Raw genomic sequence first — 22,044 nt, forward strand, 5'->3', positions numbered from 1 at the left:
GAAACGACAAAAAAGAAGTACCTTTGCAACAAAACAAATACGTCGTTTATCGACCATGGGAAAAATAAAGAAGAAACTCAAAAAGATTAGAATCCATCACGAAGGGACAAATACATTACTCTACGGAGGTATAGGTCTTGCCCTTATCGCCTTGGTTCTCTGGTTTGCAGTTCCAACGAAGATACCATTTTGGATTTTTGTAGTTGTGTTCGGTACCGTTTATGGTATAGTACTTAATTTCTATCAGTGTCCTATCCGCTATTTCGGTAGTGAGGATACTGAGGGTATTGTCGTGGCTCCAGCCGACGGCCATATCGTTGTGATAGAAGAAGTAGACGAAAACGAGTATTTCCATGAGCGCCGATTGATGATTTCAATCTTTATGAGTCTATGGAACGTTCATGCCAATTGGTTCCCTGTAGATGGAGTAGTAAAGTCTGTACAACACTTTGATGGTAAGTTCCACAAAGCTTGGCTCCCTAAGGCAAGCGAGGAAAACGAACATGCTGACACAATCATCACAACTCCTGATGGCACAGATATCCTCTGTCGTCAGATTGCTGGTGCTATGGCACGTCGTATTGTGACATACGCTAAGCCAGGTGAGGATTGTTATATTGATGAGCATCTTGGCTTTATTAAGTTAGGAAGTCGTGTTGATATCTACTTACCAGTAGGCTCTGAGGTCTGTGTTAAGATGGGTCAGACGACAACGGGTGACCATACGGTTATTGCTAAGCTGAAGCCAAACAATAAATAAAGATGAAGAAACATATCCCTAACAGCATTACTTGTTGCAATCTTATCTCAGGTTGCATCGCTACAGGCTTTGCTTTTGCTGGTAATATAAAGGTAGCGTTGCTGTTGATTATCATTGGTGCAGTGTTCGACTTCTTTGATGGAATGTTTGCTCGTTTACTGAATGTAAGTTCTCCTATCGGCAAGGAGTTAGACTCTTTGGCAGATGTGATTACCTTCGGTTTAGCACCTTCAACTATCATTTTTTCGCAGTTGCACGTGATGTCTTATCCAACATTCCTTGAGCCATTGCGTGACTATTTGCCTTATGCAGCTTTCATCATGGCAGCTTTCTCGGCATTACGCCTTGCTAAGTTTAATCTTGATGAACGTCAGGCATTAGGTTTTATAGGATTGCCAACACCAGCGAATGCACTCTTTTGGGGCTCACTTCTTGTAGGTGTAGGAGAGAAGTTAGAAACCCGTCCATGGGCTTTATACTTTATTCTTGCAGGTGTTCTTATTAGTTCTTGGCTGCTCGTATCAGAGATTCCAATGTTTGCTTTAAAGTTCAAGCACTGGTCATTCAAGGGTAATGAGGTGAAGTATCTCTTCTTAATTACTTGTTGTCCATTGGTAGTCATCTTTGGTATCTCGTCATTTGCTATCATCATTGCATGGTATGTGATACTATCAGCTATCGTAAAACAATCCCCAACACAACAGTAAGGGGTATAAGTTCAAAACTATGTCAATTATTGCTTTTATTCTGAAGTTTGCGTTCTTCTTCTTCATAGCGTTTTTTGTGATTATCTTATGGGTGGCTTTTGCATTCTATAAGCAGATGACACGCGCACGTCGTCAGTTTAATCCTAACAACTATCAGTATCAAGAACCAAGCTCTACAGAGAATACTATTATCGATAATCGCCCAATAGAGGAACGCCGTAAGCAGGTAATTCCAGATAGCGAGGGTGAGTATGTAGACTTCACGGAGTCTGATGATACTCAATCATAATAAGATATAATAGAACCATTATATACAAAAAATATAGGACAAGTCAATGTGATTTGTCCTATATTTTTATCTTTGCTTTTCCAATTGATGCTCAATTGCATTCGAATTAAGCCTTAATTACCTTCTAAAAGATGCTCTTTTGAAGTCTTACTAACGCCCTTTTGGAGTCCAATTAAGCACCTTTTCTTAAGCTGTTTTGTAACGTTTTGAATAGCAATTAGTTACAACAGTACTTGAGAAAGCCTTTTTATCCCTTTGTATCATGCTATAAGCAGTAATTTATGTAAATATATTTCGCAGTCAAACAAGGTGCTTTTCTCCTCCTATTTTTCGTTAACAAGTCAGTTTGCGAGTACCGTCAGGCTGCTCTTCGATAGTTACCTTGATGACATTCTCAGGAAGTACCTCCTCAATCAGCTCTGGCCATTCCAGCAAACAGAGGTTACCACTGTAGAAGTAGTCCTCATATCCCATGTCATATACCTCTTCCAACTTCTTGATACGATAGAAGTCAAAGTGGTAAATAGGGTCATCGTTGCCGTCAGTATATTCATTGATAATAGCGAAGGTAGGGGAGGTGATAACATCTTCTACGCCCAAGACCTCACAAAGAGCTTTTATGAAAGTAGTCTTTCCAGCACCCATCTTTCCGTAGAAAGCGAATACTTTTCCGTCGCCCATTGCATTGACAAATTCCTTTGCAGCCTCATGGATAGTGTCGAGGCTTTTGATTGTAATTTCCATATTGTTTTCTTTTTATTCTGTTTATGCGGTAGGTGGTTGTCTGCCGTTCGTCCAGTCGTATAGAACTATAGCCTTTCAAGAACTTCATAGACTCCTATGTGCGAACAGCCTTATACAACCTATGTTTATGCTATTCAGTACGCTTTTCCTTAAATAAGATATATTCTCCGTCTCATTATTTTCCTGATTCTTAGGAAACCTCCCCTCCTTTCGGAGGGGGCGGGGGAGGCTTTCTTATCTCTTTCTCGGACTAAGCGTTGCCAATGGCACAATCATCTCTTCCATAGAGATACCTCCGTGCTGGAAAGTATCTTTATAGTAAGAAACGTAATAGTTATAATTATTCGGATAAGCAAAGAACGAGTCGCCAGTAGCAAAGACATAGCTTGTACTGAGGTTTGGTGCTGGCAGCTGTGCAAGGTGAGGATTCTTGATAGCGAATACCTGACGTGCATCGTAGTTGAGGCTCTTTCCTAACTTATAACGCAGGTTGGTATTCGTATTGCGGTCACCGATAATCTTGACAGGATTTGTCGTGCGAATAGAGCCGTGATCGGTTGTAATGATGACCTTATAGTCAGACTGTGCCAACTCTTTGAATACATCTGCCAATACGCTATGTTGGAACCAACTAAGCGTGATAGAACGATATGCGCTCTCGTTGCTTGCTAATTCGCGTATCATTTTCATCTCTGTACGGGCGTGAGAAAGCATGTCGACGAAGTTTACTACAAGTACATTGAGGTCGTTCTGCGCAAGGTTCTTATATTGCTGCATGAACTTGTCTGCACCGGTAGAGTCGTTAATCTTATGATAAGAGAACTTGTCATGACGACGATAGCGTTCTATCTGTGTCTGAATGAGAGGTTCCTCGTTGAGGTTTTTACCTTCTTCTTCATCTTCATCTACCCACAGTTCAGGGAACATTGTTGCTATCTGCTTTGGCATAAGACCACTGAAGATAGCGTTGCGGGCATACTGTGTGGCAGTTGGAAGAATACTCATGTAGAGATCTTCTTCAATGTCAAACATGTCGCCAATCTCTTTTGAGAGAATACGCCATTGATCGAGTCGGAAGTTATCAATGACGATGAGGAATACCTTCTCACCTTTATCAATGAGTGGGAATACCTTGCTTTTGAAGATATCAGTACTAAGCAACGGACGATTATCAGCGTTGTTAGTCTGCTGCTTCTTCTGTCCAGCCAGCTTAGAGAAGCTATTGTTTATCTTATTGTCTTGTGGTGCGACCCAGTCAAGATAGTTCTTCGCAATATATTTAGCAAAACCATTGTTGGCTTCTTCCTTCTGCATCTTCAACATCTCGGTCATATTGCTATCTGCACTGCTTAGTTCCAGTTCCCAATGTACAAGCTTCCGATAAACTTCCTTCCAATCATTGAATGTTCGGCAGTCGGCTATCTGCATGGCAATTTGCTGGTAGTTCTGTTGATAACCGCTTTGGGTTACTTCCGTGACAATCTCCTTTTGGTGGATATTCTTCTTCAGTGTAAGGAGAATCTGGTTAGGGTTGACAGGCTTAATAAGGTAATCGGCAATCTTCGCACCGATAGCCTGGTTCATAATGTCTTCCTCCTCACTCTTCGTTACCATAACGATGGGTGTGGCAGGTTGAATCTCCTTAATGTGTTGCAACGTTTCTAAACCAGATAAACCAGGCATCTGCTCGTCCAAAAGGACAAGATCGAATGTTTGTGCTTGGCATTGGTCAATGGCATCTATGCCATTGCTGACCGTTACGACTTCGTATCCTTTCTTCTCAAGGAAGATGATATGAGCCTTTAACAACTCAATCTCATCATCTACCCAAAGTAACAATCCATTGCTCATAGTTGTTGTCTCCTTTCCTTAGAACCCTTCCAAATCGTAGTATTCATCTTCGATATTGTTCTGGATGGGTTGGTTCTTTTTATTATTTTTGTTGTTTGTCTTGTTCTGTTGAGGAACTTCATCACCAAAGTAGATTATCGGACCGTCATCCGAAACCTTCTTCTTTGGTGTAGGTGTAGCCTGTGGCTTCTGCGTAGCAGGCTGTTGAGGCTTTGCTGTTGTAGGCTTAGCAGACTTGTCCGTAGCCACTGGCTTTGTTGTTTTTGCAGGTGCTACTGGAGTTGTAGGCTTAGCTGGTACAACAGGCTTAGCCGTCTTGTTAGGACTCGTTGGTACTGTAGGCTTAGCTGGTGTCATAGGAGTAGTTGGCTTTGCAGGTTCCTCCTCTGGTATGAAGTAGGTGCTATTGTCGTCCAGTATAGGCTTTTTCTCCTCCATTATAGGCTTCTTTTCTTCTATTACTGGCTTTTTCTCAGTTGCAGGTTTCTTATCTTCTACAATAGGCTTCTTATCCTCTACTGGAATCTCAAAGGTGTTAGTGTTCTGTTCAATCACCTTTTGTTCTGTCTTTGTTGGCTTGGCTTCCTCCAATGGGATAGTCATCGTGTTGTCAACAGGTACGTCTTGTGTATCAGGATAGAGGTCAGGATCATTTGCATGTTTCTGTTCAATCTCTTGCTGTATGTCACGTTCACGCGGTGTTGCAACCTCAGCAGGCTCACTAAGTAAGTATCTTTGTGTCACTACTAATGGGGCAAAATGCTTTGCATAGAATGCCTCGTAGTCCTTGTAACTATAGGTTGTTCCTATCAGTTTAAGGTTCTTATCGCTGATAATGATGCCCTTGGTACTCTTACCCATTTGCTGTGCTACAGCCTGTGATGCAAATAGTTGGCGTGCATATTGATAAGCCTCATCAAAGCTACGGAAGCCCGATACCTGCATTTGATGTAAACCATTGAGGTCTTCTATCTCAATTTCAAAGTTACGAACGAGGAAGTTTGTGAAGTTGAATCGTGCCAATTCAAATAGCAACTTGTTCTCCTTCAGGGAGTCTGGATGGTAGACAAGCAGGAACTTAAAGTCTATGTCACGCTCTGAAGAAAGCTTAGCTTGTTGTATGCTATCGCTATCTTTCATTACGTTTGCACGATAGTTCCAGATGTCGTCAAGGTCAAACTTACCGCCACGCAGTTTCTTACCAGCTTGCACACCATTGACAATCATACCTGCCATCTCGCTGATTCGGCTGCTTGGATAGTTCTTAACAACCTCCTTCATATCGTTGACACAACCCGTAGGATCGCCATTGTTCAACTTACCTAATCCTCCAATGAAGAGGAACTTATCCCTGTTTGCACCCATTGGGAAGCGTGAATCAGAGATGCGAGTATTACCAGCTACCTCGCTATATCGGCCTTGTTTGAAGGCTTCGTAGGTTGCTGCATAGAGAGAGTCCTCTATCTGTACGCCAAAACGAAGATTCTGTTTGTAGTACGGATCGGTAAGGAGAGCAGTCCACTTGCTCTTTGGGAACTTCTGACTTAGGCGTGTAACATAGTTCTCTGCTACCTGTGGTTCGTTCTTACGCATATAGAGTAGATAGAGATGATAGTACACATCATCCATCTGTTCATAGTCAGGATAGCTGTCACTCACACGTCGCAACGCCTTTTCTGCTAACCGAAGGTTGTCAAGTCTGTCCTTAAAGATGACGCCAGAATGGTGCAATCCGTCTTCGAGAATCTTGTTACTTGCCTCCAACTGTTCCGCAGTGAAAGGTATTTGTGATAGATAATACTCACGTTTATGGGGGTCGTTCTTGAGAGAATCAGCCGCTTGTTTGATAGAATCCTGACGTGCTTCAGCACGCATGATAGAGTCCCTTTGTTGCTCCGTAAGTTCAATAGGCATATTGGTATTGCCTACTCTGCCCACAACACTTTGATTAATGCGCTGCCAGTTATCAACATTCTCTCGTTTACCCCATAGTTGTTGGAAGGTAGTTTTACCTTGTTGAACTGCTGTTGGGTTATAGAAATACCACGTACTTCCTTGCTGTTGTCTGTTATTTATAGGCTTAGGCGTCCCAAGGTTATTATTTCCAAAGTCGCCATCCATACCTTGCTGTTGTCCATTATTCAATGCAGTCTGCAAGTCTCGTTCTTCCTTTTCCTTCTTTTTGAGTGCTGTGATGACACGATCAATAGCAGCATTGCGCTCTTGTTCAGAACATTTTGCAAGATACTGAAGCGAATCTTGGAGCTGTACAGCATCCGTATAAGGAGCTAACTCGTCTAATATCTTAGAACGTTCAGATAGTTGCTCGTAGTCTTTACGGTCCTTGTCAAGCAATCCAATAGCTTCTCCATAGCATCGTTTAGCATCTCCAAAGCGCTCTTTTTCCCAGTAGAGATCACCGAGGTGGAGCAGTAATACGCCTTTCTCAATACCACTTCTTGTAGCCTTCTTATTGCCTTGCTCGTATGCATTAATAGCTGCAAGCGTATCTCGTGCAGCAAGGTGTATGTTACCCATTGCGTAATACACTTGGTCAAGATACTCCTTGTTATTGTCCGAAGCAGCCATTTGCTTGAGCTTACTAATCATCTTCTTGGTCTGCCCCTTAGCGGTAACTTCTGTCTGAGCAATACGTGCATTAAACTCCAATTCGTAGGGAGGATTGGTGCGAATAACACGTTGGAAAGTCTTGTAGGCTTCCTCATTTCTGCCAAGTGAAGCCAATACCTGTCCAAGCAGATACAGTTCACGAGCCTTCTGCTTCTTACGCATTTCATGCTTGATAACCTTTTGGAGATAAGGAACAGCCTTTTCCAACTCACCTGAGTGGAGGTAATAATCAGCATAAGTATAGTCCCATTCTTTCACAGCTCGCCAGTCCAAAGAGTCGCGTTGCATATTACGGATGATATCCTCTGCGTCATAGAGCCAGTCTTGTTCTATGTAACACTTAGCCAACCAAGCCCTTGCTTTTCCATAAATAGCAGGTTGTCCTTTGTAGATACGACTCATATAAGCAAAGGTTGCAGCCGCTTCCTCAAAGGCTCCTTTGTGGAATTGTGAACGTCCCATGAGCATCCACGCTTTCCATAGGAAGGGGTTATACTCACGGCGTGATAGCCATTCTATGTCCTTTTCAGTCTTTCGTCTACTCTTTGTCCACTCCGGTCTTTTCTTGATACTATGCTTTGCAATAGCCTTCTCTGCCTTTTCTATCGCTCTATCAAAGTTGCCCTTTCCAATATCACGACTATTCTTATTGCCGACAGTATAGAGTGGAATGAGTTCAGTGAAGTTATCTTTATTTCCCTTCTCCTTCTCCAATGAGCCATCAATATAAGCTTGTGCACCGTTATAGTAGACATTATAGCGTGTATTGAAGGCATGCCACCAGCGCGTTTGCGAGGTGTTATTCTTTGTTGAGCAACTGATTATAGTTAGTACACTGATTGCCAACAGAGAGAGGATAATATGTCTTAATATTCTTTTCTTCACGTTTTCTTTGATGTTCTGTTCTGAAGTAAGCGTCTTAAAAGTGGAGATAAATACAGATAACAAGCTTAACCTTCTATCATTGCTATCAACTCATCTTTAATTTGATTTGGTAGATTGATTTCTCGAAGGATAAGGCTTCTGTTCCAACCTTTCACTTCATGGGGCTGCATTGTATAGAGAATAGTAGCAAACTCTTCAACCTCTTCATCTGTATATTGGTCAGACGGCCTACCACGAAAACGATCAAGTTCTTCATCATCATAGTATTCTACGCCTTTCACAGCAGCCTCCATCATACATACCTGTTCGCATTTATCGTCTGTTCCATCACAAGAAGAACAATCGCCAGATGTCGGCATAACTACATCAGGCTCACCTTCTTTCTTCTTGGTGAGCTTTGTTGCTATAGCTGCAATAATCGCTAAGATTAAAAGAGAACCTATACCAATGAAAAATATATCCATTCTTTACTTCAATTTTATTGTTTGAACTTCAATTTTATTGTTTGAGCGGCTCCAAGGAGTTGGTTAATCCACTTGTTGTATATGGAAGCCCGCTTTGCGCAAATCGTCCCAATAGAGGGGATAAGACTTAGACACTACTTCTGGGTTATTGATACGTATCTCACCCAATTTGATAGCGAGTGGTGCAAACGACATTGCCATTCGATGGTCTTCGTAGGTTTCAATGATGGGTTCTGCCATTGGTTCACAGCGTTCACCATTCCACGAAAGCTCTGTTCCATTCTCATCATAGAGGATATAGCCTAACTTCTCCATCTCTCTCTTCATAGCTTCAATACGGTCAGTCTCTTTAATCTTCAGACTGCCTAAACCTGTGAAACGAAAGGGTATTCCTAATAATGGACACACTGCGATGAGTGTTTGGGCTAAGTCTGGCTGGTTGGTAAAGTCATACTCCATTCTATTCAGCATTCGTGAATGGCGTGTCAATATCGCTTCCGGTAAGCCATTAGAATCTTTATCCTTAAAACTTGTCTTTATTCCTAATAGTGAGAAGATGTAACGCACAGCCGAGTCACCTTGTCGTGAGCCATCTTTCAGTCCCTGTAATGTCACTTTTGAAACAGTGTCATCAGCCAGAGCAAGTATCTCATACCAGTAGCTTGCTGCGCTCCAATCACTTTCTATCGTATAGGCACGTTGCTGATAGGCTTGCGGCTTCACACTAATCGTGTCAAAGTCTGTCCATTCTGCCGATACACCAAATTCATGCATAAGATGCAATGTGAGGTCTATGTAAGGTCGAGAAATAATGTTACCCGTCAACTTTAGTTCTAATCCTTTTGTCAGAATAGGCGCAATCATCAGCAGTGCAGAAATATATTGCGAACTGACGTTACCTGGTATCTCCAGTGTCCCTCCTTCAAGTTGTTTGCCACGTATGTGGAGTGGGGGAAACCCCTCTTCGCCAACATACTCAATTTCTGCCCCTAAATCACGCAGTGCATCTACAAGAATACCAATCGGACGGTGTTTCATTCGCTCCGTTCCAGTGATTGTATTTTCGCTATTAGTTGCACTTAGATAAGCTGTCATAAAGCGCATAGCCGTGCCTGCTGCTTTAATGTCGATAATATCCGACTGCTTGTTTAACCCATGGATGATAACCTCTGTGTCATCGCAATCCGATAGATTTTCTGGTATCATTCCTCCCTTTGTTAGTGCTTGAATAATCAGTGCACGGTTACTGATACTTTTTGAAGCTGGAAGCGTGATAGAAGTATCAATAGGTTTGGGGCAAGTTATGATGTATTGCATGTGTATTTAGTGCAGATTTATAATAGGACAAAAGTACAAAATAAACTTGGGATAAGAGAAAAAGAAGTCCAAAAGTTTGCTAATACGGTGGAAAGTAACTAATTTTGCATTGCTTTAAAAGCAACGGGATGTAGTTCAGTAGGTTTAGAATGCTGGTCTGGGGGACCAGTGGTCGCCAGTTCGAGCCTGGTCATCCCGACACTGAAATGTAATTACAAAAGAGGCTATTATGGCCTCTTTTTTTGTTGATAAGAATCAGATTGATGACCTACTTTATGTCACATGTGCCTTTACTCCATGTTGAGAGTGGACAATAATAAATCCTTTCTTTCCTTTCTTTTCAATGTGTGGGGGCTTAGCACCAATTGTGCGGAGGCTTAGCACCAATGGTGCGCATGGTGAACACCAATGGTGCGGACAGTTTATAGCCTCGCAAAAAGCCTACTATATGTAGTGAGAAAAGGACTATTTACATCTTATACCATGGTGGAAAGAAAGCGTGTCACGAGTGATAATGTAGGGTTAACAATCTTCTTTGTATTATAGACTGAAACGAACAATACCCTTTGTGTTTAAGAAGTATGCCGATAGAAAATGTTTTTATCTCAAATCTTATTTGTATCTTTGCCTACTCTATTGGGATGATAAAACCAAAATCTATTGTATTACGTAATTAAAACAAATGAAGAAAATGGCTACAATGAGCGTAACCTCTTGGGCAAATCTATTGGAGAATTCTCTACAGTTTATTTATAAAAAAAATGTGCTAAATAGCTTCCCATCTTGGAGAAGATATGCGGGGAAAGGCATATCAATGCTTTTCGCTTGTCTTTTGTTAGGTCAGTCAGCTAATGCTCAGAATTTCAGAACTTTGCGAGATGTAAATGTGAATGAGACTGTACTTGACCTTTCACAGACAGACTGTAAAGTGATTCCTCGCAATGCGATGCACTCTTGTCATCGTCTTACATCACTTACACTCCCTCCAAAACTTGATTCTATCGGTACGCAAGCGTTCTTTGCTTGTGACGGAATAGGTGGAAAACTACATTTCCCTGCAACTACACGTGTGGTAGATGCTTCTGCTTTCAATAGTTGTAAGCAATTGACAGAACTTGTGTTTGATGGCTCTACACGCATAGGGGCATTCGCTTTTGCTAATTGTAGTGGACTCCGTGAAGTTCGTCTTTCGGCATCAGTGCCTCCAGTTTGTGCTGACAATGCTTTTGATGGTATAGACCTTAGCCGTGTGAAACTTGTCGTTCCTGCAAAAGCAAAGAAGGCATATCGTAACGCACCGGGCTGGCGTAATTTCTTTGCACGTCCAAAGTTGGAGAATGTATGCGATCCAGAGAATATTCTTGTACCTCGTCCTCTCAAATTAGAAGTCTATAAAAATAATCTTCCTCTCAAATGGCAAGATGTTGTAGGGGTAGAAGCTTCACCCGAATTGGGTAATGAAAAGATGCAAGCTGAGCGCATTCTTGGTGAGCGAACAGCATATAAGAAGGGACGTAAAACTGGTTCGATGGTGCGTTTGGCACTTGATAAGTCGCTTACAAATGATGAGGCTTACACCTTGCAGGTAAATGATAAGGGAGTAACTATCAAGGGACGTACAGCTACGGCAGTGTTTAACGGACTGATGACACTTGAACAACTCTGTATTGGTAATGGTGTTTCGGCACGTTCTACGAAGATACCTGCACTCTTTATCGCGGACCAACCACGTACGGCAATTCGTGAGTTGATGGTTGACCCAGTGCGTCATTTCATTCCATTTGAAGATTTGAAGGGCTTTGTCGTTGAGATGGCACGTTATAAGTTTAATGCACTTCATCTTCATCTTGTAGACGATCAGGCATGGCGTATAGAGATAAAGAAATATCCAGAACTTGTCGAGAAGGGTTCTGACCGTGTCGGTATGGATGATATGCCAGAGCGTATCAGCGGTTATTATACACAAGACCAGATGCGCGAATTGGTTCGTTTCGCAGCCCAGTATCATGTTATGGTGATTCCAGAGATTGAACTCCCAGGGCATGAGGTAGCTGCTGTTCACTGCTTTCCACAGCTCTCTTGCGCTAAGAAGCCTGTGCCAATTCGCTTGACTTGTGGTGTGAGCAATGAGTTGCTTTGTCCTGCAGAGCCATTTGTTTATGAGTTCCTCGATAATGTCCTGACAGAGTTAGCCGATGTGTTCCCTGCTCCATACGTTCATTTGGGCGGTGATGAGGCTGGTCAGCCACCATTGGGTGCATGGTCTGACTGTGCTGCTTGTACGGCATTGAAGCAGAAGGAAGGCTATACAGAGAACTGGCAATTGCAGCAATACCTCTTTGATCGAGTAATTAACAAACTTCAGTCTTTGGGAAAGACACCAATGTATTGGTATGAACAGGAGTTTAAGACTATTCAGCCGGGATGCGTTGTTTACGCATGGAGACATGGTCTGACGAAGACAGCTATTGATGCTGCCGTCCGGAATAAGGCGAAGATTATGCTTTGTCCGGGTGAGCACTGCTACTTAGACTATCCTCAGCAGCGGGGTGATATGCCAGAGAAGAACTGGGGTATGCCAGTTACAACACTTGAACAGACCTATCGTCTTGACCCAGCATGGGGGCAGGATAGCATCTTTGTAAGTGATAATCTGCTTGGTGTGAGTGGAACACTTTGGAGTGAATGTATTAACTCTACAGAACGAATTTATTATCAAGCATTCCCACGTGCTGCCGCTTTGGCTGAAGCTGGTTGGAGTGTACCAGAACGTAGAAGTTATAAGGAGTTCCTCACACGTGTTCGTCCATTGACAGATGATATGCAACGTCGTGGTGTTGCAGTCAACGTAAGATAGATTCTAATTGATGGTCTTCGGGATGTAAAATGAATGTCTTTACGGCTCCGACTGATTATTTATAAAAGAATTATCATCACGTAGATAATGATTTATTTACGTGATGATAATTCTTTTTTTGTATGAAAGTAAATATTTATTATCGTGAAGAAAAATATTTATTTTCATGAAAATAATTCATTATAGGTTGAAACTTATACCTGTAACGACCCATGCGCCTGGCTGTGGAACATTGCCATAGTCAACGTAATGGGCACCAAATAGGTTGTTTGCTTCAACGTATGCAGTCCACTTCTTTGCATTCCAACTCATACGACTATCAACAACGCCATAGCTCTTGTAACTTTGTCGTTGGTTATTCGTATCAATATAGTTTCCCATACGATGTTGGAAGCGATAGTAGAAACCAAGGTCAAGATGCTGCCAGAGGTTTAGTTGAAGATTGCTAACAAACTTATTCTTTAGATATTCCAAAGCATATTTGCTCACATAGCCCTGTTCGTCAACCTTCTCTTGGTGGATATAGCTATAAGCAACCCCAAACTTCTTAAAGAACTTTTGGCTTGGAAGAAGTTGATGGAGATTAAAGTCGAGTGATGCTTCGGCTCCAAAGTCTTTTATCTTTCCAAAGTTCACACTCTTCCATATCAAAGCTCCGTCAGCATCCAATGTGCCGTCACTAATCCAGTCGATGAGGTTCTTGTGGTTGTTCCAATATAGACTTGCCTTTGCAGTAATACCTTTGTTATCGTATTTTACACCAGTTTCAAATGCAGAGAGTTCTTCTGGGCGAAGGTGTTTATCTGCCTTATGACCGCCAACAGAGTAGAATAGCTCGGTGACTGACGGCATACGGAGGGATGTATTGTAGGAAGCGTAAATCTTCCAAGTGTTTCCTATACGATAGCTTGCATCAACTCCAGGATAAACACGCATTGGCATATCTGCTTGACTGTTCTTGACAGCGGTCAGACCAGCTGACAGTGTGAAGCGGTCAAGGATGATATTATGTTCAAGGACAAACTGAATGTTCGTGCGGTTCAGCCCAACTGTATAGTCTCTGTCTGTTCCATGGATATGCTTTGGACGAGAGAGTAGCTCGCCAAGATTACCACTTACGAGGTCTTCATTGCGTAGTTCTGCAGCGAAGGCTGTACGTCCAAGTGTCCAATCAAAGTAAGCATTGAGGTTTACACCATAGATATCAGTGCGGTGATAGTTGAAAGGATACTTGTTACTTGCGCCACGGAAGAGTTCAAAGCGGTCCATACTGCGGTTCCAGTAGATAGAAGGACGGATGTGAAAGCGTCCACGTAGGTTCTCTGCTTGGATGGCAGTGAAGGTCTTAAAGGTGTGTTCAAACTGGTCGTCGAACTTTGCAGAGTAGAAAGTATTTGAGCCAAAGTCTTTCAGACTCATGCCAGTATGCCAGCGTACGGCAATGTCTTCATCCGTATAATTACCTTGGTAGAAGACTTTTGCAGTGCGATAATCAGCGTTGAGGCTACCCGCTTTGTTGCGAAGATAACCATCGCTGCGCGTGTAAGACGCTGATAGCTGATTGTTCCAACGGTCTTTTGAAGCAATGTTTCCACGTATGCCAGCACTGAGATAGCCGTAGGAGCCACCTTCAATATGGGCAGAAAGACTTGTCTTTTGTGGAGTTCTGGTTACGATGTTTATAGCACCTAATAACGAAGATGTACCATAAACGCGGGCTGCTGGACCCTCGAGGACTTCTATTCGTTCGATTTCACTGATGTCAACTGGGAAATCAAAGGAGTTGTGTCCAGTCTGTGCATCACAGATATTGATACCGTTAAGGAGGACAGTGATTTGTTCTGAGTTGCCACCACGGATACTTACGTCAGTCAAGGCACCTAAAGGTCCTTTCTGTCGGACGTCAACACCGACGGCATACTTTAGCAAATCGTTTACACTTTGTACTGGTGCCGCCTGGATATCCTCACGACTCAGTACAGTTACCATTCTCGCCTGCTGACTAACTGTCAGCGGTGCTCGCGTTCCTGTTACGCTCACTTCCTCCATCATCACGCCTCGGTTAGTGATAGTTGAGTCTGTCTCTGCCTTCTCTGTCTCAACGCTAATGCCTTTGGCAGTAGCATTTTGTAAGGTAGCGACGCTCAGCACACCAATCAGAACCTCTTTCCCAAGAACAGAAAAGAGCGAATAGCCGTGGTTGGTGAAGTGTTTGAACTTCAGAACGCTGCGCTTTTGAAATGTTGGTTTGTACATAAATATAATTAAAGAAAACGTCGGAAGAGAGAACTTTTCTCCTACCGACAAACGAGTGCAAAAGTACTAAAACTTTTTGTAATGGCGTGGATTAATCGGTGATTATCAACTTTTATGTGGTTAAGGAGTAGAAAAACCTTCGTTTATGTACGTTATATTTGAGATTTTTACTACTTTTGTAGGCAATTAATTCTCGAAACAGACAAACGATTAATTGCACAATGAAAGCATTACGTGACCGTATCCTTAAGGATGGAAAGTGTTTCCCAGATGGTATCTTGAAGGTAGACAAGTTTATTAATCACCAGATGGACCCTAATCTGATGAAGCAGATTTGTGTGGAGTTTATCCGCCGTTATGCATCAACGGAAATCAACAAGATTATCACAATTGAAGCGAGTGGCATTGCTCCTGCCATTATGATGGGCTTTCTTCTCGACCTTCCTGTGGTCTTTGCGAAGAAGAAAAAGCCTTCGACAATGGGCGATATGCTTTCAACAAGCGTCTTCTCATTTACCAAGCAAAGAGAGTATCATGTCGTAATATCGAAGGAATACTTGGGTGAAGGTGATAAGGTGCTGTTTGTCGACGACTTCTTGGCTTATGGTAATGCAGCAAAAGGAATGATAGACCTTTGCAAGAAGGCAGGTGCAGAGTTAGTTGGTATGGGCTTTATCATAGAAAAAGCATTCCAACATGGTCGTGATGCGATTGAAGCAGCAGGTGTTCGCTGTGAGAGTTTGGCTATCATTGAGTCGCTTGAAAACTGTGAGATTAAAATGAGAGAAATATAAACGAGGTGGGCTTGTGTGCCCACCTTTCTTGTTTTATATGGTAATCATCTTTAATGCAAACGCTTCTTTAAAGCATTGAGATTACTCTTTAAGAGGCGTAGAACTAACTTTTAAGAAAGATGATGCTGTACTTTGGAACTACCAAAGCTACCCTCTTATTTCAGTAAAGAATAACATCTTACCTTTATTATATCGTTTTAAATAACAAAAAGAATGGAAAAGTCTAAGGAACTTATCTATGGTCTGAATGATCGTCCACCAATTCGTGAAACTATTTTTGCTGCTTTGCAGCATCTGTTGGCAATCTTCGTGGCCATTATCACACCACCACTCATTATTAGTTCAGCATTGAAATTTGATTTGGATACCACTGGTTTCCTTGTGTCAATGTCTCTCTTCGTGTCAGGATTGGCTACTTTTATTCAGTGTCGTAGGTTTGGTCCGATTGGAGCTGGTCTTCTTTGTATCCAAGGAACCTCTTTCTCTTTTATCAGTCCTATTATTGGTGCAGGTATGCTGGGTATGGTTAATGGCAAGATGAATGTAGAGATGGGACTCAGTTATATCTTTGGTGCCTGTCTTGTTGCATCTGCTGTAGAGATGATTGTGAGTCGTCTCTTGCCTTACACACGTAAGATTATCACACCATTGGTATCAGGTATCGTTGTTTCCCTCATCGGTATGTGTCTTATTAAGGCTGGTATTAACTCTTGCGGAGGTGGTCAAGCCGCTGTTGATGGTGGTACATTCGGTTCATTGCAGAACCTTGGACTTGCTTTACTCGTATTGGTTAGCATCATTTTCTTCAATCGTTCAAACAATCGTTTCCTACGTATGGCATCTATTGTGTTGGGTTTGTTGATTGGTTGTATAGCAGCGTATGCACTGAAGATGATAGACTTCTCAAACCTTACTGGTGGTGAGAGTCTAAATGTTCCAGTTCCTTTTAAATATGGTTTGAACTTTGATTTGGGTACCATCATTGGTATTGGACTTATTTATTTAGTAACAGCAGTTGAGGCTTTTGGTGATATTACAGCCAATTCGCTCATCTCTGGTGAACCTGTTGAGGGTCCTGTCTTTATGAAGAGAGCGCAGGGAGGTGTTTTCGCAGATGGTTTCAACTCTTTCTTGGCTGCTGTCTTCAATAGTTTTCCAAACTCAATCTTTGCCCAAAACAATGGTATGATACAGCTTACAGGTGTTGCCAGCCGTTATGTTGGTTATTTTATTGCAGGTGCTTTGGTACTTTTAGGACTCTTCCCTGTTGTTGGTAAGGTGTTCTCACTTATCCCTGACCCTGTACTGGGTGGTGCAACCTTGTTGATGTTCGGTACAGTTGCTGCAGCAGGTATTCGTATCATAGCTTCTACTGAGATTACTCGTAAAGCAGTGTTGGTTATGGCTATCAGTTTTGCAATGGGTCTGAGTGTAGAGATGGTGCCTGGTATTCTTGACAAAATGCCTGATATCATCAAGAACATTTTCTCAAGTGGTATCACCACAGGAGGTCTTACAGCCATCCTTGCTAATGCTCTTATCCGTATCAAGGAGTAAACTTGAACAATATTGAAAACCAAAGAATCAATAATGATTTAAGTGTTTTCAGTAAGAAATAAGCAGTTTTTTACTATCCTTTCGGTACATTCTCCTTTTAAATGTTTATCTTTGCAGAAGATAGAAGGAGAATGTACCGATTGTGTTTCTCCGTGAAGTATAAATTATTTCTTAATAGAACAGAATAATAACAAGACTATGTCAAATCAGAATAAGCAGCGTAAATTCACAAAGTCGCTGACCTTTAAAGCTCTTTGTGTACTGGTTGTCCTCGTATTCTTGGGCTTAATTTATAATTTTATTGTGTCTTCCAATGATGGTCCTATGACGGAACAAGAGCAGGAAGAGGTACAGAAGCGTAATGCAGATGTAGATACAATAGATATTGTAGGTAATTATTTATGGCCTAATATGAAGCCTTCAAAAGAAGATTTGATGACTGATGAGGAGAAAGCTGCTGAGGCTGAAAAGGCTAAGGCGGGAAAAGAAGATAAGGGGAAGGAGGCTTCTGATAAGGTGCATTCTAATGAATACGATGCTCCTATTGCTGCACCTGCTCCAGACATTACTCCATCTTCAGAACTTCCTGCTAAGCAGGCAGCACCTTCTATTGAGAAGATGGAGGCTCCAAAGATTGAGAAGATTGAATAGTATAAGAACTGTTCTTTAGGCTGAACAGTAGACTATAAGAATCTTCACAACTTTGTGTAAACATTGTTCTAACACTTGTAAAGTAGAAAGAAAAATACTATAACGACTTAAAAGAAAGAGAGGTATGCAATGAAACGTTTAGTTTTATTTCTTTTTGTAGCTGTTCTAATAGTGGGCTGTGCTACAACTTATTATGACTCAGAGGGTAATCCTGTACCAAAGGAGAAGATGGAACAGTTGCGTACAGCTGCTGTGAAGGCTCACTTGGCAGAACATCGTTACCGTATATTTGTAGACCGAATGTATCCTATGCGTGGTCCTGCTGTCTATTTGCAGAATGAATGGGGAATGGAGGTAAGCGGTGATTCTGTTGGTCTTTTCCTTCCTTACTTTGGCAGAGTCTATCATGTTCCTTACGGACGTGGTGGCGGCTTGACGCTTGTTGAGCCTCTGACGAGTTATAAGGAAGAGCCAATGAAGGACGGACGTCGCATCTTTATGACAACACGTAGCGATTTTGAGAGCTACCAGATTGTTCTTGAAGTATTCAATAATGCCACTGTTTCGCTTGTAGTTAATCCGAGTGGGAAAGAAACTATTAGCTTCTCTGGAGTGATGGAACTCAATGATACTTTTACGCCAAAAGGTCATAAGACAAGTAAGAAGCGGCAGACAACATTTATGAAATTATGATTAACCGACTTTATACTTTGTTCCTGTCACTGTTCGTAAGCCTTGTGGCTTTCGCACAGTCGGCAGGAACTGTTGCGTCTAAGGATGCCATGCTTTATGAGTCATCCCGTCACCTCTATGAAAAGGGCAATACGCTGACGATTATCTCTAATGATTTCGAATGGCCAAAGGGGTTAGATGGCTCTGTTTTGCCAGAATTACAGCATTATCTTACATCCTTTTTCTTTGGTCAACCCTCTGATAGTTATGCGGCTGGCTGGAAGCAGTTTGAGTCTTCGTTAGGTAAAGAAGTGCGAGCGATAAAGGATGATGCGGGTGCTGAAAGGCGTTTTTATGATATGGGGTTAAGATGTCTTTGGTTGGAGCCAGGCAGATATATTTCTTTTCTTGCCCGCTTGGAGGAGCGTAATGCAACAAGTGTCATTACGGCAAAGCATTCTTATTTTACCTTTGACCTTATTAATAAGAAAGTCTTAACGCAGAATGATGTGTTTAATCAGACACGTATGTGGCAGGATCCTAACGTTCGTTATCAGTTTTATGAACTGTTAGATTATACGGCAAATACGCATACTGAGGACTCTATAAATTGGGATATTCTACCCAATCAGTTTGCACTGATAGGACAGAATATACGTTTCGACCTTGGTGTTGATAACGGTGGAGGAGTTTATTCAGAAGTAAGTAATGATATGGTAGATGTGCTTTTCTCTAAGAGTTTTAAGAAGTGGCAGAAACAGTCATTATCTTATGCAGGCACTAAGAAACTTCCTAATGAGGCTGTATATGTCTCTTTATCACCTGATTCTGTCTTCCCAGAAATATTGCCACAGTTTGATGGAAATTTAGCTGCGGCTATTGGGCAGAATATTTCCTATACAGGACTTAGCCCAGCAACAACTCCTGTGGGGAGAACTTATGCCTCTTTTATTGTTGATACGGATGGTTCCTTGAAAGATATAGTCTTTCTAACGGTAAATAATATTGAGTTGAACCGCAGTTTTGCTGCTGCACTTCAATTATTAAGAGGTTGGAAACCTGCAATACATAACGGTAAACCTGTAGCTTGTAGATATAACCTTCCCCTCACTTTACACTTCCAATAAGAGTCGTGCGGAGCCTTAGCACGTGTGGTGCGGATGGTAAGCACCAATGGTGCGGAGGCTTCGCACCAAACAAACAGATGTAGATGTGATTGTCAATAAAGAGATGGTTCAGAGTCGATTAATGCTTGCAGGTTGATTGCTTATTGGAAGTTTAAAAGCTACAAGAATCTGTTGTAAGTTGTTATATCAGTATTGGATGACCTTTACTTAGAATTGTGTGTAGATAAAAGGTTGGATACTATGATGACTAAGATTAATAACTAACTGCATAACAACAGCAAAGATACATAGCTTTATGAGCCATGAAGAATTTATAAACTTACTTTGCAGCCAGTTGTAATCAGCCTCTCGGATGCTATGAAGTTCTAAACTTATCAGCACTACGGCAAGCCATAATGGGTATTCCATTAGGAAGGTGTAGGCATCTGCGAGGCTTATGTTGTGCAGGATATTGTCGATTAATGTTGTAGCAGTCGTCATATCCGCTGCACGGAAGAATATCCATGCAAGGGAAACATAGCTAAATGTTATAAACCAACTGATTCCTTTAGTGTATTTATTGTCTGGTATCTTATCCAGTCCATTGTTTCGACAGAACTTATGAATAACCAAGCCAAAGCCGTGTAGCACACCCCAAACAATGAACATCCACGATGCACCATGCCATAACCCAGCTACAATCATGGCTAAGAAGCTATTGAGATAGGTGTGAAGTTCGCCTTTTCTGTTACCTCCTAATGGAATGTAAAGATAGTCGCGGAACCATGTTGAGAGGGCAATATGCCAACGATGCCAGAACTCTGTGAGGTTCAGACTCTGATAAGGAAATCTGAAGTTGTCTTTTAGTTCGTATCCCATTAGGGCTGCAACACCTATGGCAAGGTCGCTGTAGCCCGAGAAATCGAAGTAGATTTGAACTGAAAAGCCTAATACGCCCATTAAATTACCAAAGCCACTTTGGCTTGCTGGCGCATCAAAAACAATGTTATTGTATTGTGCAATATAGTCGGCGATGAGGGCTTTCTTTATCAGTCCGCAGATAATCAGCCATAAACCTTTATAGACAAGGTTATCGTTGACGTTGTCTTTGGGTGTCTGAACCTGCGGGAGCAATACTTCAGCGCGGGTGATAGGACCAGCGATAAGGAGTGGGAAAAAAGTAAGATAGAAAGCATAGTCAATCAGTTCTGCCGTCTTAGGATAGCGTCCCTTATAGATGTCAACGGTGTAACTGATAGCTTGAAAGGTGAAGAATGAGATACCGACAGGTAGCAACATCTTCTCTGGTGTGAAGTTACTGTGTAAGAGTTCGTGGAAAATCTCAAGTGTGAAGTTTGAGTATTTGTAGTAGAGTAGGGGTAACAACTCAGTTAGGATGACAATGGCAAGTCCAATTTTACGCACTTTTCCACGCTTTAAACGCATCATAAAGCAAGTGAGATACCATGAACTAATCGTAACAATGGGCAATAGCCACATCAAAACTCCATTCGCTTTGAAAGCAAAGAAAAGACTAAAAGCTATGACGTATGCCTTTGTCCATGTTTGGCGATAGCGGTTTAATCCTATGTATATGGCGAAGAAAATGAGGAAAGAAACCATAAATGGAAATGTACACAGCGACCAGTTCTTGTCTTGTGTAGACAAGAATTCAAATAAGGCGGTCGTCAACTGTGTTATATTTACCATTTATTAGTTGTTTGTGTGGTGCTCAGATTCTATTTAATAGCCTTCAAAGGATGGTTGCAAAAGCTTTGTTTTTGTTGCCTTATGATGGGCTTTTGGCTTATTGAGTTGTAGTGGGTTAGCACATTCCTTACTCCCTATAAACTTAGCTGCAGTGTCCATCCAGTAGGCAGCTGCTGCCCATGTAGGATGATAATGGTCGCTACCTCGTTCGAGTTTGAGGTTACGACTATCGAAGAAACGTCCTTTTCCGACATTCTCCTTTATGACATCATTGATGCCTGTGTCGCCATTCCACGTGGAAGGACTAATCCATACGAAGGGTATGTTATCTAACTTCTTCACCAACTGCTGTACATATTGTGTACGAATGGCAAGGTCGTTGATGAAGAGTTCATTGCTACCCAAACAGATAAGAACGTATGTTGGCTTGTATTCTGCAATGAAATGCTCTAACGTATGTGTTGTTCCCCAACGCTCTGTAGAAGAACTATACCAAATGACGGTATATAGTTTATGTCCATTTTCACCTGCGTAATCGCCTAACCGACGCGAAAGACCTTCTACCATTGAGTCTCCAATAAAGAGGATTGTCTGGTTACGACGCACCTTCTTTACGGTCTGTTTTGTTTGTTTTGTCTTTTCAACGATTGGTTGGCTAAGGTTGGCAAGTGTTATTTTGCGGATGGTATAGCTGCCCATTGTTATCTCAGTTGGGATAACAGCATAGACAATGATGGCTGCCATGACAGCAGCCATCAAGAGTAGTGTCTTTATCTGGGCGTGCATGTGATTG

17 protein-coding genes and 1 tRNA gene are annotated in these 22,044 nt (G+C 41.9%); 10 read left to right on the top strand and 8 right to left on the bottom strand.

The genetic code is table 11. From position 1 onward, the window contains the following. Positions 1-55: 55 nt before the first annotated feature. The 3 genes from PMEL_RS02395 to PMEL_RS02405 are packed head-to-tail and all read left to right on the top strand — an operon-like array spanning position 56 to position 1,756. A complete protein-coding gene (locus PMEL_RS02395; RefSeq protein WP_120173797.1) occupies positions 56-760 on the top strand; it encodes a phosphatidylserine decarboxylase family protein in 705 nt (234 codons plus the stop codon). A gap of 2 nt (positions 761-762) precedes the next feature. Then, the gene (pssA, locus tag PMEL_RS02400) at positions 763-1,467 is read left to right on the top strand and encodes a CDP-diacylglycerol--serine O-phosphatidyltransferase (RefSeq protein WP_120173798.1); all 705 of its coding nucleotides are present in this window, start codon (positions 763-765) and stop codon (positions 1,465-1,467) included. Positions 1,468-1,486: 19 nt separating this feature from the next. Next, the gene (locus PMEL_RS02405; RefSeq protein WP_120173799.1) at positions 1,487-1,756 is read left to right on the top strand and encodes a DUF4834 family protein; all 270 of its coding nucleotides are present in this window, start codon (positions 1,487-1,489) and stop codon (positions 1,754-1,756) included. 333 nt (positions 1,757-2,089) lie between these two features. Here PMEL_RS02405 and tsaE read toward each other — a convergent pair whose 3' ends face one another. The 5 genes from tsaE to PMEL_RS02430 all read right to left on the bottom strand — a co-directional run bounded on the left by tsaE (position 2,090) and on the right by PMEL_RS02430 (position 9,648). Beyond that, positions 2,090-2,500, bottom strand: coding sequence for a tRNA (adenosine(37)-N6)-threonylcarbamoyltransferase complex ATPase subunit type 1 TsaE (gene tsaE, locus PMEL_RS02410; protein WP_120173800.1), 411 nt, complete (start codon positions 2,498-2,500; stop codon positions 2,090-2,092). A 234-nt stretch (positions 2,501-2,734) separates the two neighbouring features. Further along, on the bottom strand, positions 2,735-4,351 hold the full coding sequence (locus PMEL_RS02415; RefSeq protein WP_120173801.1) for a bifunctional response regulator/alkaline phosphatase family protein: 1,617 nt from the start codon (positions 4,349-4,351) through the stop codon (positions 2,735-2,737). Positions 4,352-4,369: 18 nt separating this feature from the next. Next, positions 4,370-7,867, bottom strand: coding sequence for a tetratricopeptide repeat protein (locus PMEL_RS02420; RefSeq protein WP_120174615.1), 3,498 nt, complete (start codon positions 7,865-7,867; stop codon positions 4,370-4,372). A 65-nt stretch (positions 7,868-7,932) separates the two neighbouring features. Then, positions 7,933-8,331: a hypothetical protein gene (locus PMEL_RS02425; RefSeq protein WP_120173802.1), complete on the bottom strand. Its 399-nt coding sequence runs from the start codon at positions 8,329-8,331 to the stop codon at positions 7,933-7,935. A 63-nt stretch (positions 8,332-8,394) separates the two neighbouring features. Beyond that, positions 8,395-9,648, bottom strand: coding sequence for a 3-phosphoshikimate 1-carboxyvinyltransferase (locus PMEL_RS02430; protein WP_120173803.1), 1,254 nt, complete (start codon positions 9,646-9,648; stop codon positions 8,395-8,397). Positions 9,649-9,772: 124 nt separating this feature from the next. Between PMEL_RS02430 and PMEL_RS02435 the strand changes: the two genes are divergently transcribed. Together PMEL_RS02435 and PMEL_RS02440 are read left to right on the top strand one after the other, a co-directional pair. Beyond that, positions 9,773-9,847 (top strand) — tRNA-Pro (locus PMEL_RS02435). 492 nt (positions 9,848-10,339) lie between these two features. After that, on the top strand, positions 10,340-12,505 hold the full coding sequence (locus PMEL_RS02440) for a family 20 glycosylhydrolase (protein WP_120174616.1): 2,166 nt from the start codon (positions 10,340-10,342) through the stop codon (positions 12,503-12,505). A 180-nt stretch (positions 12,506-12,685) separates the two neighbouring features. On the opposite strand, the gene PMEL_RS02445 is transcribed toward PMEL_RS02440, so the two are convergent. Further along, entirely contained in the window at positions 12,686-14,761 is a 2,076-nt protein-coding gene (locus PMEL_RS02445) for a TonB-dependent receptor plug domain-containing protein (protein ID WP_120173804.1), read from the bottom strand. Positions 14,762-14,982: 221 nt separating this feature from the next. Here PMEL_RS02445 and xpt point away from each other — a divergent pair, with 221 nt between their 5' ends. The 5 genes from xpt to PMEL_RS02470 all read left to right on the top strand — a co-directional run bounded on the left by xpt (position 14,983) and on the right by PMEL_RS02470 (position 19,562). After that, entirely contained in the window at positions 14,983-15,555 is a 573-nt protein-coding gene (xpt, locus tag PMEL_RS02450) for a xanthine phosphoribosyltransferase (RefSeq protein ID WP_120173805.1), read from the top strand. A gap of 213 nt (positions 15,556-15,768) precedes the next feature. Further along, entirely contained in the window at positions 15,769-17,112 is a 1,344-nt protein-coding gene (locus PMEL_RS02455) for a nucleobase:cation symporter-2 family protein (RefSeq protein ID WP_120173806.1), read from the top strand. A gap of 198 nt (positions 17,113-17,310) precedes the next feature. Next, positions 17,311-17,763: a hypothetical protein gene (locus PMEL_RS02460; RefSeq protein ID WP_120173807.1), complete on the top strand. Its 453-nt coding sequence runs from the start codon at positions 17,311-17,313 to the stop codon at positions 17,761-17,763. A gap of 129 nt (positions 17,764-17,892) precedes the next feature. Beyond that, positions 17,893-18,456 (top strand): DUF4251 domain-containing protein, encoded by a 564-nt coding sequence (locus PMEL_RS02465; protein ID WP_120173808.1) that lies wholly within the window; start codon positions 17,893-17,895, stop codon positions 18,454-18,456. Beyond that, on the top strand, positions 18,453-19,562 hold the full coding sequence (locus PMEL_RS02470) for an energy transducer TonB (protein WP_120173809.1): 1,110 nt from the start codon (positions 18,453-18,455) through the stop codon (positions 19,560-19,562). The genes PMEL_RS02465 and PMEL_RS02470 overlap by 4 nt, the downstream gene beginning before the upstream one ends. A 207-nt stretch (positions 19,563-19,769) precedes the next feature. Here PMEL_RS02470 and PMEL_RS02475 read toward each other — a convergent pair whose 3' ends face one another. Continuing rightward, positions 19,770-21,251 carry an MBOAT family O-acyltransferase gene (locus PMEL_RS02475; protein WP_120173810.1) on the bottom strand — a complete coding sequence of 494 codons (1,482 nt, stop codon included), beginning with the start codon at positions 21,249-21,251 and terminating at the stop codon, positions 19,770-19,772. A 33-nt stretch (positions 21,252-21,284) separates the two neighbouring features. Further along, positions 21,285-22,037, bottom strand: coding sequence for an SGNH/GDSL hydrolase family protein (locus PMEL_RS02480; protein WP_120173811.1), 753 nt, complete (start codon positions 22,035-22,037; stop codon positions 21,285-21,287). Positions 22,038-22,044 lie beyond the last annotated feature (7 nt).

The organism is Prevotella melaninogenica (assembly GCF_003609775.1).
Classification (GTDB): domain Bacteria; phylum Bacteroidota; class Bacteroidia; order Bacteroidales; family Bacteroidaceae; genus Prevotella; species Prevotella melaninogenica_A.

Excerpts from the sequence above, each read along its gene's own strand:
- PMEL_RS02395 (WP_120173797.1), top strand. The coding sequence starts at position 56 with ATGGGAAAAATAAAGAAGAAACTCAAAAAGATTAGAATCCATCACGAA.
- pssA (WP_120173798.1), top strand. The coding sequence starts at position 763 with ATGAAGAAACATATCCCTAACAGCATTACTTGTTGCAATCTTATCTCA.
- PMEL_RS02405 (WP_120173799.1), top strand. The coding sequence starts at position 1,487 with ATGTCAATTATTGCTTTTATTCTGAAGTTTGCGTTCTTCTTCTTCATA.
- tsaE (WP_120173800.1), bottom strand. The coding sequence starts at position 2,500 with ATGGAAATTACAATCAAAAGCCTCGACACTATCCATGAGGCTGCAAAG.
- PMEL_RS02415 (WP_120173801.1), bottom strand. The coding sequence starts at position 4,351 with ATGAGCAATGGATTGTTACTTTGGGTAGATGATGAGATTGAGTTGTTA.
- PMEL_RS02425 (WP_120173802.1), bottom strand. The coding sequence starts at position 8,331 with ATGGATATATTTTTCATTGGTATAGGTTCTCTTTTAATCTTAGCGATT.
- PMEL_RS02430 (WP_120173803.1), bottom strand. The coding sequence starts at position 9,648 with ATGCAATACATCATAACTTGCCCCAAACCTATTGATACTTCTATCACG.
- PMEL_RS02440 (WP_120174616.1), top strand. The coding sequence starts at position 10,340 with ATGGCTACAATGAGCGTAACCTCTTGGGCAAATCTATTGGAGAATTCT.
- PMEL_RS02445 (WP_120173804.1), bottom strand. The coding sequence starts at position 14,761 with ATGTACAAACCAACATTTCAAAAGCGCAGCGTTCTGAAGTTCAAACAC.
- xpt (WP_120173805.1), top strand. The coding sequence starts at position 14,983 with ATGAAAGCATTACGTGACCGTATCCTTAAGGATGGAAAGTGTTTCCCA.
- PMEL_RS02455 (WP_120173806.1), top strand. The coding sequence starts at position 15,769 with ATGGAAAAGTCTAAGGAACTTATCTATGGTCTGAATGATCGTCCACCA.
- PMEL_RS02460 (WP_120173807.1), top strand. The coding sequence starts at position 17,311 with ATGTCAAATCAGAATAAGCAGCGTAAATTCACAAAGTCGCTGACCTTT.
- PMEL_RS02465 (WP_120173808.1), top strand. The coding sequence starts at position 17,893 with ATGAAACGTTTAGTTTTATTTCTTTTTGTAGCTGTTCTAATAGTGGGC.
- PMEL_RS02470 (WP_120173809.1), top strand. The coding sequence starts at position 18,453 with ATGATTAACCGACTTTATACTTTGTTCCTGTCACTGTTCGTAAGCCTT.
- PMEL_RS02475 (WP_120173810.1), bottom strand. The coding sequence starts at position 21,251 with ATGGTAAATATAACACAGTTGACGACCGCCTTATTTGAATTCTTGTCT.
- PMEL_RS02480 (WP_120173811.1), bottom strand. The coding sequence starts at position 22,037 with ATGCACGCCCAGATAAAGACACTACTCTTGATGGCTGCTGTCATGGCA.